At 41.3% G+C, this 16,416-nt stretch carries 13 protein-coding genes; 9 read left to right on the top strand and 4 right to left on the bottom strand.

Features of this window, described 5'->3' with window-relative positions; genetic code table 11:
* Window positions 1-309: 309 nt before the first annotated feature.
* Together CVU62_05425 and CVU62_05420 are read right to left on the bottom strand one after the other, a co-directional pair.
* Window positions 310-687: a DUF2784 domain-containing protein gene (locus CVU62_05425; protein ID PKN38300.1), complete on the bottom strand. Its 378-nt coding sequence runs from the start codon at window positions 685-687 to the stop codon at window positions 310-312.
* 9 nt (window positions 688-696) lie between these two features.
* Window positions 697-2,268 (bottom strand): methylmalonyl-CoA carboxyltransferase, encoded by a 1,572-nt coding sequence (locus CVU62_05420; protein ID PKN38299.1) that lies wholly within the window; start codon window positions 2,266-2,268, stop codon window positions 697-699.
* 254 nt (window positions 2,269-2,522) lie between these two features.
* Here CVU62_05420 and CVU62_05415 point away from each other — a divergent pair, with 254 nt between their 5' ends.
* Window positions 2,523-3,260: a tRNA pseudouridine(38-40) synthase TruA gene (locus tag CVU62_05415; GenBank protein ID PKN38298.1), complete on the top strand. Its 738-nt coding sequence runs from the start codon at window positions 2,523-2,525 to the stop codon at window positions 3,258-3,260.
* 2 nt (window positions 3,261-3,262) lie between these two features.
* On the top strand, window positions 3,263-4,159 hold the full coding sequence (locus tag CVU62_05410; GenBank protein PKN38297.1) for a dTDP-4-dehydrorhamnose reductase: 897 nt from the start codon (window positions 3,263-3,265) through the stop codon (window positions 4,157-4,159).
* An 86-nt stretch (window positions 4,160-4,245) separates the two neighbouring features.
* Here CVU62_05410 and CVU62_05405 read toward each other — a convergent pair whose 3' ends face one another.
* Window positions 4,246-5,952, bottom strand: coding sequence for a hypothetical protein (locus CVU62_05405; GenBank protein PKN38296.1), 1,707 nt, complete (start codon window positions 5,950-5,952; stop codon window positions 4,246-4,248).
* 278 nt (window positions 5,953-6,230) lie between these two features.
* Complete coding sequence (locus tag CVU62_05400; GenBank protein PKN38295.1) at window positions 6,231-6,791, bottom strand: hypothetical protein; 561 nt, start codon at window positions 6,789-6,791, stop codon at window positions 6,231-6,233.
* Window positions 6,792-6,979: 188 nt separating this feature from the next.
* On the opposite strand from CVU62_05400, the gene CVU62_05395 reads away from it, so the two are divergent.
* The 7 genes from CVU62_05395 (at window position 6,980) to nadC (ending at window position 16,347) form a co-directional block, all read left to right on the top strand.
* Window positions 6,980-8,842, top strand: coding sequence for a hypothetical protein (locus CVU62_05395; protein ID PKN38294.1), 1,863 nt, complete (start codon window positions 6,980-6,982; stop codon window positions 8,840-8,842).
* A gap of 9 nt (window positions 8,843-8,851) precedes the next feature.
* Window positions 8,852-9,784 (top strand): tRNA (adenosine(37)-N6)-dimethylallyltransferase MiaA, encoded by a 933-nt coding sequence (locus CVU62_05390; GenBank protein ID PKN38293.1) that lies wholly within the window; start codon window positions 8,852-8,854, stop codon window positions 9,782-9,784.
* 247 nt (window positions 9,785-10,031) lie between these two features.
* Window positions 10,032-10,637 carry a resolvase gene (locus CVU62_05385; protein ID PKN38570.1) on the top strand — a complete coding sequence of 202 codons (606 nt, stop codon included), beginning with the start codon at window positions 10,032-10,034 and terminating at the stop codon, window positions 10,635-10,637.
* A gap of 77 nt (window positions 10,638-10,714) precedes the next feature.
* Window positions 10,715-11,032 carry a hypothetical protein gene (locus tag CVU62_05380; GenBank protein ID PKN38292.1) on the top strand — a complete coding sequence of 106 codons (318 nt, stop codon included), beginning with the start codon at window positions 10,715-10,717 and terminating at the stop codon, window positions 11,030-11,032.
* A 210-nt stretch (window positions 11,033-11,242) separates the two neighbouring features.
* Window positions 11,243-12,466, top strand: coding sequence for a hypothetical protein (locus tag CVU62_05375; protein ID PKN38291.1), 1,224 nt, complete (start codon window positions 11,243-11,245; stop codon window positions 12,464-12,466).
* A gap of 333 nt (window positions 12,467-12,799) precedes the next feature.
* Window positions 12,800-15,457 carry a valine--tRNA ligase gene (locus tag CVU62_05370; GenBank protein ID PKN38290.1) on the top strand — a complete coding sequence of 886 codons (2,658 nt, stop codon included), beginning with the start codon at window positions 12,800-12,802 and terminating at the stop codon, window positions 15,455-15,457.
* 62 nt (window positions 15,458-15,519) lie between these two features.
* Entirely contained in the window at window positions 15,520-16,347 is an 828-nt protein-coding gene (gene nadC / locus CVU62_05365) for a nicotinate-nucleotide diphosphorylase (carboxylating) (protein ID PKN38289.1), read from the top strand.
* Window positions 16,348-16,416: the final 69 nt, after the last annotated feature.

Genomic DNA, 16,416 nt, shown 5'->3' with positions numbered 1-16,416 from the left:
TATGGATAATCCGGCCTGTCACCAGCTCAAGTTCCTTGAGCCAAGGGTGGATTTCTTTAAGAAACATCCAAGTCAACTGCAGGCAGGCTAGTGTACCTTCGAGCTTCTATGAAAAAAAAGGCTGCCTGCCACGTCATTTTCGCTTTTGTTTTTGTGCTTCTATCTATTAACCCTCTCGGGTTGTAAAAACGGTCCCGACAACAGCAAACTCGAATTCGAGCCGCCATCACAGGAAAAGTACACGGTCCAGAAATTGATAGAGTGTTTGAGATATTAGGTCAGGCAACCGCTTTAAAGAGGTTGAATCTTTTAATGGCTAGCCGCATTTTTGTGTTTACGTATTGCAATGGTGTAGACAAAAACATTTATTACGATGACCGAAATACCCAGAACTGTTTGTATCGTAGATGTCAGATTTTCCGGATAGATTACAGGAACCAGATATCGTAAAATAAAGTCACCGCTATATTGGTAGTTTCCCGCCAGATTACGAAAATGATTTTCTAAAGGTGTTAAAGGACAAATCCATCCAAAAATTTCTACGGCTGCTCCCCACAATGCCGCAGGAAGGTGTACAAAAGCAATTCGCGGCTGGCGGATGACCAGTAAACCACCGCACATAACAAATGCGATAAATAAGAAATGAGCCAGAATAATCGCATCGGCAAATAAATTGTACACATCCACCCCAAAATACTAAAGAGGAATGTTATTATGTTTCTTGGGTAAACGTGGTTCTTTTTTATCTTTCAGCGCATCCAGCAGCGCCACAATTCTTTTGCGAGTATCGTGGGGAACGATTATTTCTTCGATAATGCCCAGAGATGCAGCAAAATAAGGATTGCTGAATTGATCTTCATAGGCGGCGACAAGTTCAGCTTTTTTGGCTGCCGGATCAGCAGCGGCGGAAATTTCACTGCGGTAAATTATATTGCAGGCTCCTTCTCCGCCCAAAACGGCAATTTCAGCTGTTGGCCATGCCATGACATAATCAGCGCCTAATTGTTTGCTGCACATGCCGATATATGCTCCGCCGTATGCTTTGCGGGTTATCACGGTTATTTTCGGCACAGTTGCCTCCGAATAAGCGTGGAGAAGCTTGGCGCCGTGGCGGATTATCCCTGCCCATTCCTGAATCGTTCCCGGCATATATCCGGGAACGTCGGTAAAAGTCAAAAGCGGAATATTAAAAGCATCACAGAAGCGGATAAAGCGGGAAGCTTTATCGGACGCGTTTATATCCAGGACACCGGCGGCAAAACGGGGATTATTGGCAATGACGCCAACCGGCTTTCCCATAATACGGATAAAAGCGATGATGATATTTTTCGCCCAGAGTTCAAACGGTTCAAACATTTCATTATTATCAGCGACAGATTTGATAATTTTCTTCATATCGTATACGCGATTGGTCTTATCGGGAATAATCGTATCCAGTTCCGTGCAAATTCGTTGAGCGCTGTCTGTGCAATCAACCAGAGGAAGGGGAGCGTGACAACTATCCGGCAGATAGGAAAGAAGTGCTTTTATTTTCTCGATGCATTCAGTATCGTTTTCCGTAACAAAATGACAAACGCCGCTTTTTGTAGCGTGGGCTATAGCTCCGCCCAGTTCATCATGGGTTACTTCTTCATCAATGGCGGCTTTTATGACATCCGGCCCTGTGATATACATATAACTGCTGTCTTTAACCATAAAAACCCAGTCGGCAAGAGCCGGTGAATAAACGGCACCTCCGGCTGTCGGCCCCAAAATGGCAGTAATCTGCGGAATATAACCTGAGCCTATCGTGTTGCGGTAAAAAATTCCGCCATAACCCTCCAGAGAGGGAACACCTTCCTGAATGCGTGCGCCGCCGGAATCATTAAGAGCCACAAATGGTTTTTGGGCGGCAATAGCCATATCCATTATTTTCCATATTTTCTTTGCGTGCATTTCACCCAGACTGCCGCCGGAACTAGTGAAATCCTGAGCAGCCGTAAAAACTGTGCGTCCGTTAACTTTACCAAATCCGGTAATAACGCCGTCAGAAGGAATTTCTTTTTTATCCAGACCAAAGAGAGTAGAGCGGTGCTTGACAAAAAGTTGAACTTCCTGAAAAGTATCTTTATCAAAAAACAAATCCAGCCGTTCGCGGGCGGTAAGTTTCTTTAAGCCGTGCTGTTTCTTAATTTGTTTTTCTCCGCCCATCATTTTTATGGATTGACTTTTTTGCTCAAACTCTTTGATTTTGCCTTGAGTTGTGTCTTTTTGCAGATCGTCACTCATAAATTCTCTACATCTCCTTAATCTTTTTTCATCGGATCATGTGAATTTAACAACGATAATTAATAAGCCTTCAAAATTAAATAGAATTATTTTTATTTGGCGTAATACTAACTCGTTTGAGAACAACTGGCAAGGAAAAATGATTAAAATTATCAGGGAATTATTTTGGGGGAAAATAAAATTTAAAACTTCTTCTTTATTTTTTTTAATAAACAGAATAAATTCTTCACAAGAAAATATCTTCAGGAAGAATTATGCGCAACTTTAAAATGATTGTGGAATATGACGGCACAGCTTATTGTGGATGGCAAAGGCAGGAAAACGGGTTGAGTATCCAGGAGGTATTGGAAGAATCAATACAACTCATAACCGGAGAAAAGGTTTCCGTTATCGGTTCCGGCAGAACGGATGCCGGAGTGCATGCCTTAAATCAGGTCGCCCATTTTAAGAGCAACAGCAGTTTGCCTTTAGATAACATATATAGGGGATTGAACAGTGTATTACCTAAGGACATTGTGATTAAGGAAATGGAAGAGGTTCCCGATACATTTCATGCCCAGCATGACGTTAAGAGCAAAATATATGTTTATAAAATATGCAATCAGCGTTTACGTCCGGCGCTGGGAAGAAACTATTTCTGGCATGTTCGTTATCCCCTCAATATGGAATTAATGAGGGAAGCGACTCAATACTTAATAGGGACGCATGATTTTTCCTGCTTTTGCGCAACAAACACTCAAGTCAAAGATCATGTGCGGACGATTTTGGATATAGACATAAAAAAGAACGATGAAGGAATAATCGAGATTAAAGTGGTATCTCACGGCTTTTTAAAATACATGGTACGAAATATTGTTGGAACTCTTGTTGACGTTGGCAGAGGTAAAAGAGAACCGGAAGAAATGAAGGCAATTATCGAATCTAAAGACAGAAATATTGCCGGAGTTACAGCGCCGGCCTGCGGTCTGTTTTTAAAGGAGGTCAAATACTAAAGGTGAAGATATTATTGCTGGGACATAAAGGAATGCTGGGGAGCGATCTTCTTTCAAAACTATCAAAGGAACATGAAGTTGTTGGAATGGATAAGGACGAAATTAATATTGTTTCCGCAGGCGAATGTAAAAAGGCTATAGAAGAAACAAAGCCGGATATCGTTATCAATGCCGCGGCTTTCACCAATGTTGACGGCTGTGAAACGGCAAAAGAAGAATGCTTTGCCGTCAATGCCGAAGCGGTGAAGAATATTGCCGAGAACTGCCGCGATAGAAATATCCGCGTAATTCATTTCAGCACCGATTATGTTTTTAACGGAAAAGCAAAACAACCTTACAAAGAAGATGATAAATGTAATCCGATTAACGTTTATGGACAATCGAAATTAGCGGGAGAGAAATATCTGCAATCTCTTTCCGAAAATTATGTGCTGATTCGTACTTCCTGGTTATACGGAGTAAAGGGTAAAAATTTTGTTCAGACTATTCTGGAAAAAGCAAAGTCTAAAAGCTTTATAGATGACACTATGGCAAGAACAAATGCAAAAGCAGATAAACCATCAACTCTATCGGTAGTTGATGATCAGATCGGGTCGCCTACTTATACAAAAGATTTGGCGGCTGCGGTAGCCCTGCTCATTGAAAAAAACGCTCAGGGAATATTTCATATAACCAACAGGGGAGCCTGCAGTTGGTATCAGTTCGCTGTCAAGATTTTAAAAGAATCTGGTTTTGATAAAATTGAAGTGAAGCCTATTAAATCCAGTCAGCTTCAAAGACCGGCCAAACGCCCGGCATATAGTGTCATGGATATGCAAAAATTTGTTCAAACAACCGGAAAGGCAATGCAACCGTGGCAACTCGCTCTGCAGGATTATCTGAGAAGCTGCAAATTATAAAATTAATTCATCTTGAGTCATAAGTGAACTACGCAATCACTGTTATTGCGCAAGAACGGAGCTTTTGAGATTAGAAAAGTAACTCATTAAGTGCAACGTTTTTGAGGCGTTCTCATTGGAAAAGGTACCACAGAGGGCGGTATAAATTGTTTTTCCCAATTTAGTGTAACACCTTTAAGAACATAAATAGTTTCAAATTGTCCTCCTAAAACATCTCTTAAATGCAAAATCAAACCGCTTCTGCATGTTATCTTGTCGCCATCTTCACGAAGAGAAGGAAGATGGAAAACTATCCTGTTGCCATCCCCCTTTAAAATAATCTTTTCAATCGAAAACTCCTCCGCCCAAATATAAAATGTTTTATCTAGCGCATTATAAAAATAAGAGTTCCCATAAATATTTCGAAGGTGTTCTGAATACCGGCCTTCATTTACAAAAAAATCTCCAAGTGCCAGCGCGTTAGCCGGAGAAGAGGAAGCGCCGTAAGTGGGATGGAAAAGGCAGGAAATTTTAATATAATCTTTATAATTACTTTCAACTTTCTGATAAACCGCTAATGATTCTTGTTTTATTTGTAATTTTTGCATAAACAAATTTCTAATTTCAACGATTCTCCATGCACCGCTGAAAATGAAAATTATACCTATAAAGAAAAGAACTTTTTTAAAGTTTACATTATTAAAATAGTCAATTCTCTTTAAATACACAAATATTAAAAATAACATGAATCCTGAAAGACTAAAAGCCGGCGCCAAATACCAGCTGGCGGGATGTTTGGCAACTATCAGAACCGCAAACATTTGCGCGGCTGCCACAGCGGCTAAAATTATAAAAGAAGAATCCTGCCAAACAACTTTTCTCGCTGCCTTATCGCCACCTGCTGAAAAGAATCCGAACCTAAGGATGAAGCCGGCAGAAAAAAACCAGATAAGGAATAGCAACGGATTCAACACACATAGACTTATAATGTTATTGAAATAGATTGGAGGGCGTAATATCCCAGGGTTGCCATTTCCATAAAAGCCGGTATGAGTTAGGATACTGTAATACCAGTTAAATAAAGTTTCATACTGCGAAATAACCGGCCATGTCCAAAAAACAAAACTCAACCCTGTTAAAAACAGAAACCAGATCTTGTTCCGTAATTTGGGCAGAACGACAAGGGGAATAATCAGCAACGGAACAAAGGTTAGCTTTGTAGCCATTCCAAAACCAGAGACCAGCGCTAGAGCTATCATATACCAGTGAGCCGATTTAGATAAATTTTTGCTGAAAATCATTTTCATCAGGATCACTAAAAACAACAAACATGTAAAAAACAGAAGAGGCTCCGGTGAAATTCGAGGCAAACCGTCAAGTATTATATTATTAGAAAGAAACGGTGAAAATTGTAGAAACAGACTAAACCAGATATTTTTAGTCAATATAAACGCTGTCAAACCAACAATGAACAGCAGAATTGTATTAAGAGTTACAAGAATTATATTTATGGTATTTAAATAAAATTCAGGATTCTTGACAACTGCGAATTCCAGACTGTCTTTTTCAGAAAAGCCAAGAGCATGCGAAGTTTTCAGCGTGGCCGCTCCCAGTATTTGAAGAGTTGTACCAGGATGGCCGGGATTTCCTGTTTGTTTGGATTCTGCCAGGGTAAGAGAACTTATCAGATAAAGATATTCGGGGTCGGAATTGTAACCCAGCCAATAGGGACCGTGGGCATGGCGTAAAAGCGCGGCGGTAAAAATCAGTGTCGCCGGCAATATCAGTAATGCAAACACATATAATTTTTTCATGTTCTCACTAATATAAATACCACCCCGGAGTTCTAATCAGCGACTGCAATAAATTTTATAGAAAACAATAAGAATAAACAATATAAATTATCAGCGATTTAAAATATCTATTTTCTGGATAATGTTTCATGGATGCGATCCTTGACTTTGTTTCATTTATTTTGTCTCCGTGTCTTAGTTATTTTTGTTATTGGTGTTTCACGATAAAAAAACTTCCCACCAAAATATGATGGGAAGCTCGGACAATCCAACCTTAAATTTCAGAGTTTATCAACAAGTCATTTCTTAAAAGATCGTTCGAATAATTCCTTGATCGCTTTTTTGCCGCTTTCTTCAAGGAAACGTGTTCCTGTTCCGGTAAAATGAACATGGCTGATAACAGGCTCATCTGCTTTTTTGCTCTCCACCCATTCCAATTTATTCCAAACAAACCATTTATTTTTCTTTTGGTCAAAAACATGTAATGGCTTGTTGCATATTTTGCTGAATTCAGCGCCCCAGCCGGTGCCGCCTTTGACAGTTTTATCGTCGAGTATTTCGCCGATTACAAAAGTTTCCTGACCGTTGTTAATCTGGTACCAGATACTTTGAAGGATCTTTCGAAAAGTCTCATTATCCGTGTAACGGCGATTCATTAATTTTGACACATATTCCAGACTCACATCGCCATTTTTCAGTTCTTCGTGATTGAGGACACGCAATCCCCGTTTGCGGATAATGCTATGTCCGTTAAATGTAAAATTTACTTCTTCAATTCCAAAGCTCTCCGCAGTTGCGCCGAATTCCGCTTCCGCTCCCTGAGCTCCGCCACTAAAGAGTATGCAATCTTCTTTTTTCATGTTTTTCCCTTCCTTCAACTCAAATATTTTTATTGATATTTTGTCTGGGGAACGTATATCAAAAAAATATATTAATAGCTAATCAATTAGAGTTTCTCGAAAAAGCAAGATTTCTACCAATAAAAACGCAATTCACACTCAAGTGAAATACAATAGCACACACCAAATATTTCACAGTCAATATTTCATTGACACAAACGATCGACAACCTTATAGTTCAGGCCGTAACGAGAACTGCAACCTTAGGGGAAAAAAGTTTGTCAAAGCGCATTGTCGTATTATCCGAAGAAATAGCCAATAAGATTGCCGCCGGTGAAGTCGTGGAACGCCCAGCTTCCATCGTCAAGGAATTGCTGGAAAACTCCATTGATGCCGGAGCCACAGATATCAGGATGGAGTTGGAAAAGGGCGGCTGTCAGTCCATCAGAGTGATTGATAACGGTTCGGGTATCGAGCACGAGGATGTTCCGCTGGTTTTTGAAAGACACGCCACCAGCAAGATTTATCACTTTGAAGATATTTTCTCCGTGCTTTCATTCGGTTTCCGCGGCGAGGCAATGCCCAGCATCGCTTCCGTGGCCAGAGTGGAATTATTAACGAGGCGCAGGAATGATTTATCCGGCACCAAAGTAACGCTGGAAGCAGGCGCGATAAAGGAAGTGGCGCCGGCGGGATGCCCTGAAGGTACGCAGATATCTATATCAAAAATATTCGCCAATGTTCCCGCCCGCAGAAAATTTTTAAAAACGGAGGCTACGGAGCAGGGTGCGTGTCTGGATGTCATCACCCGCCTGGCGCTGGCTCATCCGGAAGTTCGTTTTAAGGTGTTGATCAACGGCAAAGAAATGTTTTCCGCGCCGGAAGTCCATGATGTCTCCAAACGGATTTCGATGGTCATGGGCGATGATTTTTCGGCGCACTGTCTTCCGGTGGACGCGCAAAGAGACAACATGAGACTGACCGGATTTATCTCGCGTCCGGAATACACGAAGTCCAATTCCAAAAGTATTTACCTGTTTGTCAACAAACGGTTTATCCGCGACAACAGCGTGACCCACGCCGTGTTGGCGGCATACAGGCAGATTATCGAGCCCCGGCGCTATCCTTCGGCTGTGCTGTTTCTGGATATGCCGCCCGAAGATGTCGATGTCAATGTTCATCCCGCCAAGATGGAGGTGCGCTTCAGGGACGCGCGCAGTGTTTATGATCTGGTATCCAGGACGATCTCACAAAATCTCGCTGAGGCCGAAACATCAAAGGGTAATTTCATTTACCGACTGGCTCCCAAAGAAAAGAAGGATTTTTCTTTTTCCACGCTATCCATCCGGGAGAAATCTCCCGCCATGCCTTTCGGTAAGTTTTCGCGGCAGAACTTACAGCAGGCCATCAATGAAGATTTGTTGAAACGTCCTGTTGTGCAAAAATCAATAGATGCTGTTGCAGGAAATGATGTTCCGGCAAATGAAACGGTATCTTTTACCGGCATGAAATATGTAGGCCAGTATGCCGACACCTACCTGATATTCGACGGTGACGGAGGTCTCGTCCTGCTTGATCAGCACGCGGCACATGAACGGATCATTCTGGAGAAATTAAAGAAATCATCAGGAGGAAAGGTTTTCCGCCAGTCGCTGCTGATGCCGGAAATCGTCAACCTGACACCGGGACAGATTACGTTGTTTTCCGATCACGTTGATTTTTTGCGGGAGATCGGTCTGGAAATCGAAATCTTCGGCCGCGACGCGATTGCGGTGAAAGCGGTTCCGGCGACTTTGTCGCAGGTTAAAATCAGTGAGATGATTTCCGATATTGCCGATCAATTGAACGATCAGAACCAGACCCCTTCCTTGCAGGAAAGAAGAGAAAAGATTCTTGCATCGCTGGCCTGCAAGGCGGCGATCAAGGCCAACCGGGTTCTTTCCCGCGAAGAAGTTGCCGCTTTGTGCCGCGAACTGGAAGCAACGCCTTTTAATCTGACCTGTCCCCACGGACGTCCCATCACCATCAACTTTTCCTTAAGCGAAATCGAAAGAATGTTTAAAAGGAAGTAAAGATCGAAGATGGAAAAGCTGCCGCTGGTTATAATCAATTCGCCGACCGCTACAGGAAAAACCGAATTGGCCGTCAATCTGGCGTTGGAGTTCGGCGGCGAAATCATCAGCGCCGATTCAATGCAGGTTTACCGCTATCTGGATATCGGAACGGCAAAACCAACAGTGGATGAGAGAAAAGGAATCAAACATCACTTAATAGACGTTGTTAATCCGGATGAAGAATTTAACGCCGCTTTATTTGCCGAACAAGCGCGAGCTATTATTCCTGAATTGGCAGGGAAGGGGAAACTCGTTTTTGTTGTGGGAGGGACGGGGCTTTACATCAGAGCGCTGCTCAAAGGAATTATTGATACGCCGGACGTGGATGAAAATATCAGAAATCATTATCGCCAGCTGCGCGACACTCAGGGGAAAAAATATATTTATGACTTATTGCTGCAACGAGATGCTGTCGCTGCCGCTCAAATTAATCCCAATGATTCGGTAAGAGTAATCCGGGCGCTGGAAGTATTGGAACAAACCGGAGAATCAATTACAGTCAAACAAAAAAAGCATTCCTTTTCCGATACTCCTTTCAAGACTTATAAAATCGGTCTGCAAGTTGATCGTCAAGCATTAAAGCAGAGAATTGAAATACGCACGGATAAAATGGTTGCCGATGGACTGCTGGATGAAGTTAAAAAAGTTTTAGCTATGGGATACAAGGAAAATATGAAACCGCTGCAATCACTGGGCTATAAGCAAAGCATCGGATTTCTGCACAATAAGTATGATTGGCAACGTTGCGTAGATTTAATCAAACGTGATACCTGGCAATACGCCCGGCGTCAAATGACATGGTTTGCCGCCGACAAGGAAATCAAATGGTATAATTCTAATTCATTCGAAGAAATCAGGAAAAATGTGAGAAATTTCTTGAAGGAAAGTAAAATGGTTTAATCTCAAATTTTACTTACTTCCAAGTATTAACTTATCAAGAGAATCAATAATCCCGTCAGTTTTGTTTTCTATATCCCTACGAATATTGTATTTATTAGTAATATAAATACAAAGCTGTTTTATTAATATCATATATTATAAATAAAACTATTGACATATATTTATAAATATAATAATTAATAACAATATTTACATTTATAATAATGGAAGAGAGCAAATTATGAACAAGAAAGTTCAGCTAGAAACAATGAATAAAACTTTTGCTTATCTAAGGGTCTCTACTGCTGATCCGGACACAAAAAAGAGCAAATCTGATATTCTGAAATTTGCCAACGATAGGGATATGGGGAAGATAAATTTTGTTGAAGAAATAATTGTCGGGAAAATACCTTGGAGAAAGCGCCAAATCAAGAACATTATTGATGAGCTTGGTAGTGGTGATAAATTAATCGTTCCGGAATTGTCAAGATTAGGAAGGTCGATGCTGGAGGTGATGGAGATACTTGCGGTTGCCAAAGAAAAGAATATAGCAATTTATGATGTCAAAAATGGTTGGGAACTAAACGGCAGCATACAATCAAAAATTTTTAGCATTGCAGCAGAAATTCAGAGAGATCTTATAAGCAAACGAACAATAGAAGCTTTAAAAGCGGCGAAGGCAAACGGAAAGCTATTAGGAAGACCCAGAGGTTCGGGAAAGTCAAAACTCGATGTTTACAGGGAAGAAATCATTTCATTGCTTAAAAATGGGTCTACGCAAATCTATATCGCGAAGAAGTATAAGACAACGCAGCCGAATCTTTATAACTGGCTTAAAAAGAACAAACTTTCAAACATTAAGCCTGTATATTAAAACATATAGAAGTCTTGTCACGAACTATTATCGTATGACCGGGCAAGTTTTAAATATAACGAGAGGAGGACGAGAAAATGTTGGTCTATCTAAAAACAGGTTACTACAGCATCGTGCACAAGGAACCATGCAATAAAGATGAATTAATGATCAGAGCACATAGCAAAAGTGATATTGACCAATTGCAACAGTTACTTAAGACAAAATACGAATTTGATGGGAAATTATTAGATACAATTCACACCGGTTATGAATATAGTATGATAGTCCCGAAAAGGACATTTGCATCATTTATGTCTATTGCCATAAATGATTTAGTTCATGATAGTTTTAAATATACTAAAGGCTGGCAAGCAACTTATCAATGGCAAAGAAATTTGGTAGGGTGTACGTAAGGTTTAAAAATAAACTAAAAAATTTCTGATAGCTATTTGTATATGAAGCTAATTGTAAAAAAACAGACCAACAGACAATAGATGTAGCGATTGTTAAATAAATGTTTATTATTGGAGCACTTCAAAAAAACTAAAAACATGCAATATTGCTTGACTTAAATTGGTTCTAAAGATAATGATATCCGAAGGTTTTGGGAAGAAATAATTATCATGAAACTTGAAAGAATCAGAACATTAATTTTTCCATTTATTATTTGTACCGCAGTATTATCTCTCATTTCTTGCGGACCAAAGGCGAGAATTGCGGTAAGCCAACTGGATACACCCGGACATCATACTTTTACAGGGCTGAAACTGCTTGATTTAGAAAAATATCCGGATGCCCAACGGGAATTCAGTATGGCGATTGAACTCAATAAAAATTATTCAAAGGCTTATACCGGTCTGGCTTTGGTTAATATTTTTACGGGTAAATTTGACACTGCAGCGGAAAACCTTACGCTGGGTTTAAAAAATGCCAAGACCGATGATGAAAAGCTTTTTGTCAATGTAGCCAGAATTCGCTATTATACCTCTAATAAATCAGAACAAAAATGGCTGGAATCGGCGAAGAGTCAATTTGATGAAGCCGTTATGATCGATTCCAAACACACACCTGCTTATTATTTTATGGGTTTGGCTTATAAAGAAGAATTGCAATTTAATCTAGCGGTTGAAATGTTTAGTAAGGTTGTGCAATTAAAAACCGATCATGTGGCTGATGCCGATGCGCAATTAAAATTTCTGCAAAAAATTCAGTCAGCCCGACCCGCGACAGAAGCTGGGAAAAGAATAGCTCTTGTGGAACGAATTACCAGAGCGGACACGGCAGCTTTATTTATGGAAGAATTAAAAATAAAAGAGCTTTTCAAAAAACCGGAAGTTAAAGTAACGGAAACGCCATCAAAAGAGGCTGTAAAAGACACCGATAAAGTAGCGGACACTACTTTAAAAGAAGTGAGAAAGGTTTTTGCAGAAGTGCTTGCACCTGCACCTGTTAAAGTACTGGCAAATGATATAACCAATCATCCTTTTAAAAAAGATATTGAAGGAGTTCTGGAAACCGGAGTGCGTGGTCTGGAGAATGATCCGAAAAGTAATTTCAATCCTAATGAAGTCCTTTCCCGTGGTGAATTCGCCATTATGCTGGAAGACATATTAATGAAACTGACAGGCGAGAAAGATTTGGCCGCCAGGTACGTTAGTTCGAAATCGCTGTTTCCAGACGTTCCTGCGGATATGCCTTATTTCAATGCCATCATATCTGTGACTTCACGGGAGATTATGGAAGCAAAGAATGTAAAAACCGGTGAATTTGCTCCCCTAAAACCATTATCAGGAGTGGAAGCACTTTTGATAATTAGAAAGCTTAAGGAAAAGATGACACTTAATTAATTAAGTATTTGAAATATAAACGTTAATTATAACAGGGCGCAAAGCCCTTTTTTAGTGAGTCCCAAGTTTTTGAAGCGAAGCGTACAGAAACTTGTTGGACGAACTATCCCAGGAGCGAAGCGACGTGGGATAATACCTGTGGTAATGAGACCCAAGGTTTAGAAACAAAGCGCGCTGAAATTAATTGGGCGAACTGATGAAACTCCAATTCCGAAAGCGAAACGAAGCGGAATTGGCTAGTTGAATTCTTCCACTTGCGAAGCAAGATGAGATAATATAGAAGCGAAGAGCGGTAAGTCCGTGATTGTTAGATTGAAGGAGAGAAAATATTAAATGGCAATAAAAGAGTTAAGTAAGGCTTTTGAACCGACTGATGCCGAAAAAAGATTATACGATTACTGGTTAAAAAATAATTATTTTCACGCTCAGGATGCAAGTAAAGCACCAGCTTTTTCTATCGTTATCCCGCCTCCCAATGTGACCGGAATGCTGCATATGGGGCATGCTTTAAATAATACGCTGCAGGATATTATTATCCGCTTCAAAAGAATGCAGGGCTATAACACCCTCTGGATGCCGGGCATGGATCATGCGGGCATTGCCACGCAGAATGTGGTTGAACAGCAATTGGATAAAGAAGGATTATCGCGCCATGACCTGGGGCGCGAAAAATTCATAGCCCGTGTTTGGGAATGGAAAGAAAAATACGGCGGCGTGATTATTAATCAGCTGAAACGTCTGGGCTGTTCCTGCGACTGGCAGAGAGAGCGATTCACTATGGACGATGGCCTGTCTAAAGCTGTGAGAGAAGTATTTGTCCGGCTCTATAATGAGGACATGATTTATCAGGGTGACTACATTGTCAATTGGTGTCCCCGTTGTCACACCGCCATTTCGGATCTGGAAGTCGAATTTAAACAGGACGCAAGCTTTCTCTGGAATATACGTTATCCCTTTGCCGATGGTAGTGGAGATATTGTCGTGGCCACGACCAGACCGGAAACGATGCTGGGTGATACCGCAGTGGCCGTCAATCCCCTGGATTTTCGCTACAGAGATATAGTCGGTAAATTTGTGATTTTGCCATTGATGAACAAAAAAATACCTGTCATTGCCGATGACTATGTGACGATGGATTTCGGCTCAGGAGCTGTTAAGATTACACCGGGTTCCGATCCCAACGACTTTGCCATGGCCCAGCGTCATCAGTTGGATATAATCTCCGTAATGGATGGTCACGGCATCATCAATGAATACGGCGGCAAATACAAAGGACAGGATCGCTATGAGGCGCGTAAGAACGTTTTGGCCGATCTGGAGAAGGGTGGTTATCTGGTCGGTACCGAAGCTTACGCACACAATGTCGGTCAGTGTTATCGCTGCAAAACAGATATAGAACCGATGGTATCCAAACAGTGGTTTGTCAAAATCAAGCCTCTGGCCAAGCAGGCCATTGCGGCTGTAGTGAAGGAGAAAACAAGAATTATACCCAAGACATGGGAAGCTACTTATTATGATTGGATGAACAATATTCGCGACTGGTGTATATCCCGGCAATTGTGGTGGGGGCATCGCATTCCAGTCTGGTATTGCGATGACTGCGGCAAAATTATTGTCGCTATGGTAGATCCTAAGGCGTGTCCTGATTGCGGTGGTGTGTCTCTGAAACAGGATGAAGATGTTCTGGATACCTGGTTTAGTTCCGCGCTCTGGCCTTTTTCCACTTTAGGTTGGCCCGATAGAACCGAAGCTCTTAAAACATTCTATCCCACATCACTTTTAATTACCGGTTTTGATATTCTTTTCTTCTGGGTGGCCCGCATGATGATGATGGGTCTTTATGTGATGAAAGACGTTCCCTTTAAAGATGTTTACCTGCATGCTTTGGTGCGCGATGAAAAAGGGGAGAAAATGAGTAAGTCAAAAGGCAACAGTATTGATCCGCTTTTGATGATCGATCAATACGGTACAGACGCGTTTCGTTTCACACTGGCCGCCTACACCGCGCAGGGACGCGACGTGCGCCTCTCTCCGGAACGCATAGAGGGCTACAAATTTTTTGTCAATAAAATCTGGAATGCGTCCAAGCTTACGCTCACTAATCTGGCGGATTTCGATGAATCAGCGCCGGTGAATGCTTCTGGTTCATTGCCCGATAAGTGGATCAAAACAAAGCTGAATGAAGCCATTGAAGGAGTCACCCGCAGTCTGGATGAATATCATTTCAACGATGCCTCCGCAGCTATTTACCACTTCATATGGCATGAATTCTGCGACTGGTATCTGGAATTAAGCAAGCCTGTGTTTTATGGTAAGGCAAGTCCGGAACAAAGGCAAGCAACCCAGCAAACTTTAAATGAAGTATTTAAGACAATGCTGCAACTCTTACATCCCTTTATGCCTTTTGTCACAGAAGAGCTTTGGCAGGCACTGAACGGAAGCGAAGAAAGTTCCATTATGGTCAGTAAATTCCCTGTTGTCAACGCGGAATGGGAAGACAAAGCGGCTGAAAAAGAGATGGAAATGATAATGGACATTATTACCTCTATACGAAACATACGCGGTGAAATGAGGATTCCGCCTTCGAATAAATTAAAGGTTTTAATCTCCGCTGCGGATGAGCAAACAAAAAAAATAATTGAGACCGAAAAAGGTTACGTTTTAAATCTGGCCAATCTTGAATCACTGACCGTCGAAGTAAACCTGGTTGAACCCAAAGGCGTGGCAACCGGTGTTATCGGTGCCACGAGAATTTTCGTTCCTCTGGCCGGTGTTGTGGATATCACCGGGGAGAAAGCCAGGTTAGAAAAGGAATTGGCAAAAGTGTCCAAAGATTTGGAGCAGAGTTCCAGAAAACTTGCCAATCGTGATTTCTGTGCCAAAGCCGCTTCGGAAATTATTCAGAAGGAAGAAGAAAAATTAAAAGACTTTCAGGAAAAATTCAACACTCTGGAAAAGGCGTTCAAGAAACTCAAAGAGATTTCCGGGTGATAATGCAGTTTTCTTTTTGCTCATGTTAAATAGAATATTTTCTGTAAAATAAGAGGAAATAAATGGTTTCGGAACCGATCAAAAAAATTATTAAATATGCGCTGGCCGAAGATATCGGCACCGGTGATATAACTACGCAGGCCACCGTCAGTCCCAAAAAAAAGGGCAGAGCGATTGCTATTGCCAAGGAAGATTTTATTATCGCCGGAATTGATGTTTTTGCTGAAACTTTTCAATTTTTGGATGAAAATACAAAGATTAAGAAATTAATGAATGACGGACGCCGGGCAAAGAAAGGTGATGTCATTGCCGAAGTCTCCGGCAGTTTGTCCAATATCTTACAGGCTGAGCGGGTTGCACTGAATTTGTTTCAACGCATGTGCGGCATTGCCACTCTCACGGCTAAATATGTAAAAGCGGTTCGCGGTACAAAAGTCAAAATTCTGGACACGCGTAAGACAGTGCCGGGATTGCGCATTCTGGATAAAATGGCTGTGCGTATTGGAGGCGGACGCAATCACCGCATCGGTCTGTACGATGGAGTATTGATTAAAGATAATCATATCGAAGCTGCGGGTGACATTACTTCCGCTGTAAAGGCACAAAGAAAAAATCCTTTCATGAAAATTGAAGTCGAAACTAAGAACATCAAAGAAGTAAAAGAAGCCCTGAAGTGCGATGTTGATGTCATCATGCTTGATAACATGGGTGTTCCGGCAATGAAAAAAGCCGTTGATTACGTGAATGGACGCACTCTTCTGGAAGCATCCGGCAATGTCAGCCTAAAGAATGTTGCCGATATCGCCGCCATCGGAGTAGATTTTATTTCGATAGGAGAACTCACTCATTCTGTCCGCGCCGCCGATATTTCACTAAAAATTATAGCGTAAAATAATCTGTGCAACCCAATTTTATTGTGCAACATTTTTTAGTCTTTGAGACCTTATATTCACTATTAT

The sequence above is a fragment of the Deltaproteobacteria bacterium HGW-Deltaproteobacteria-2 genome (genome assembly GCA_002840505.1).
In the GTDB taxonomy this organism is placed as follows: Bacteria; Desulfobacterota; Syntrophia; order Syntrophales; family Smithellaceae; genus Smithella.
The sequence above is the reverse complement of the archived record's forward strand: the minus strand, read 5'-3'. Positions and strand labels throughout refer to the sequence as shown.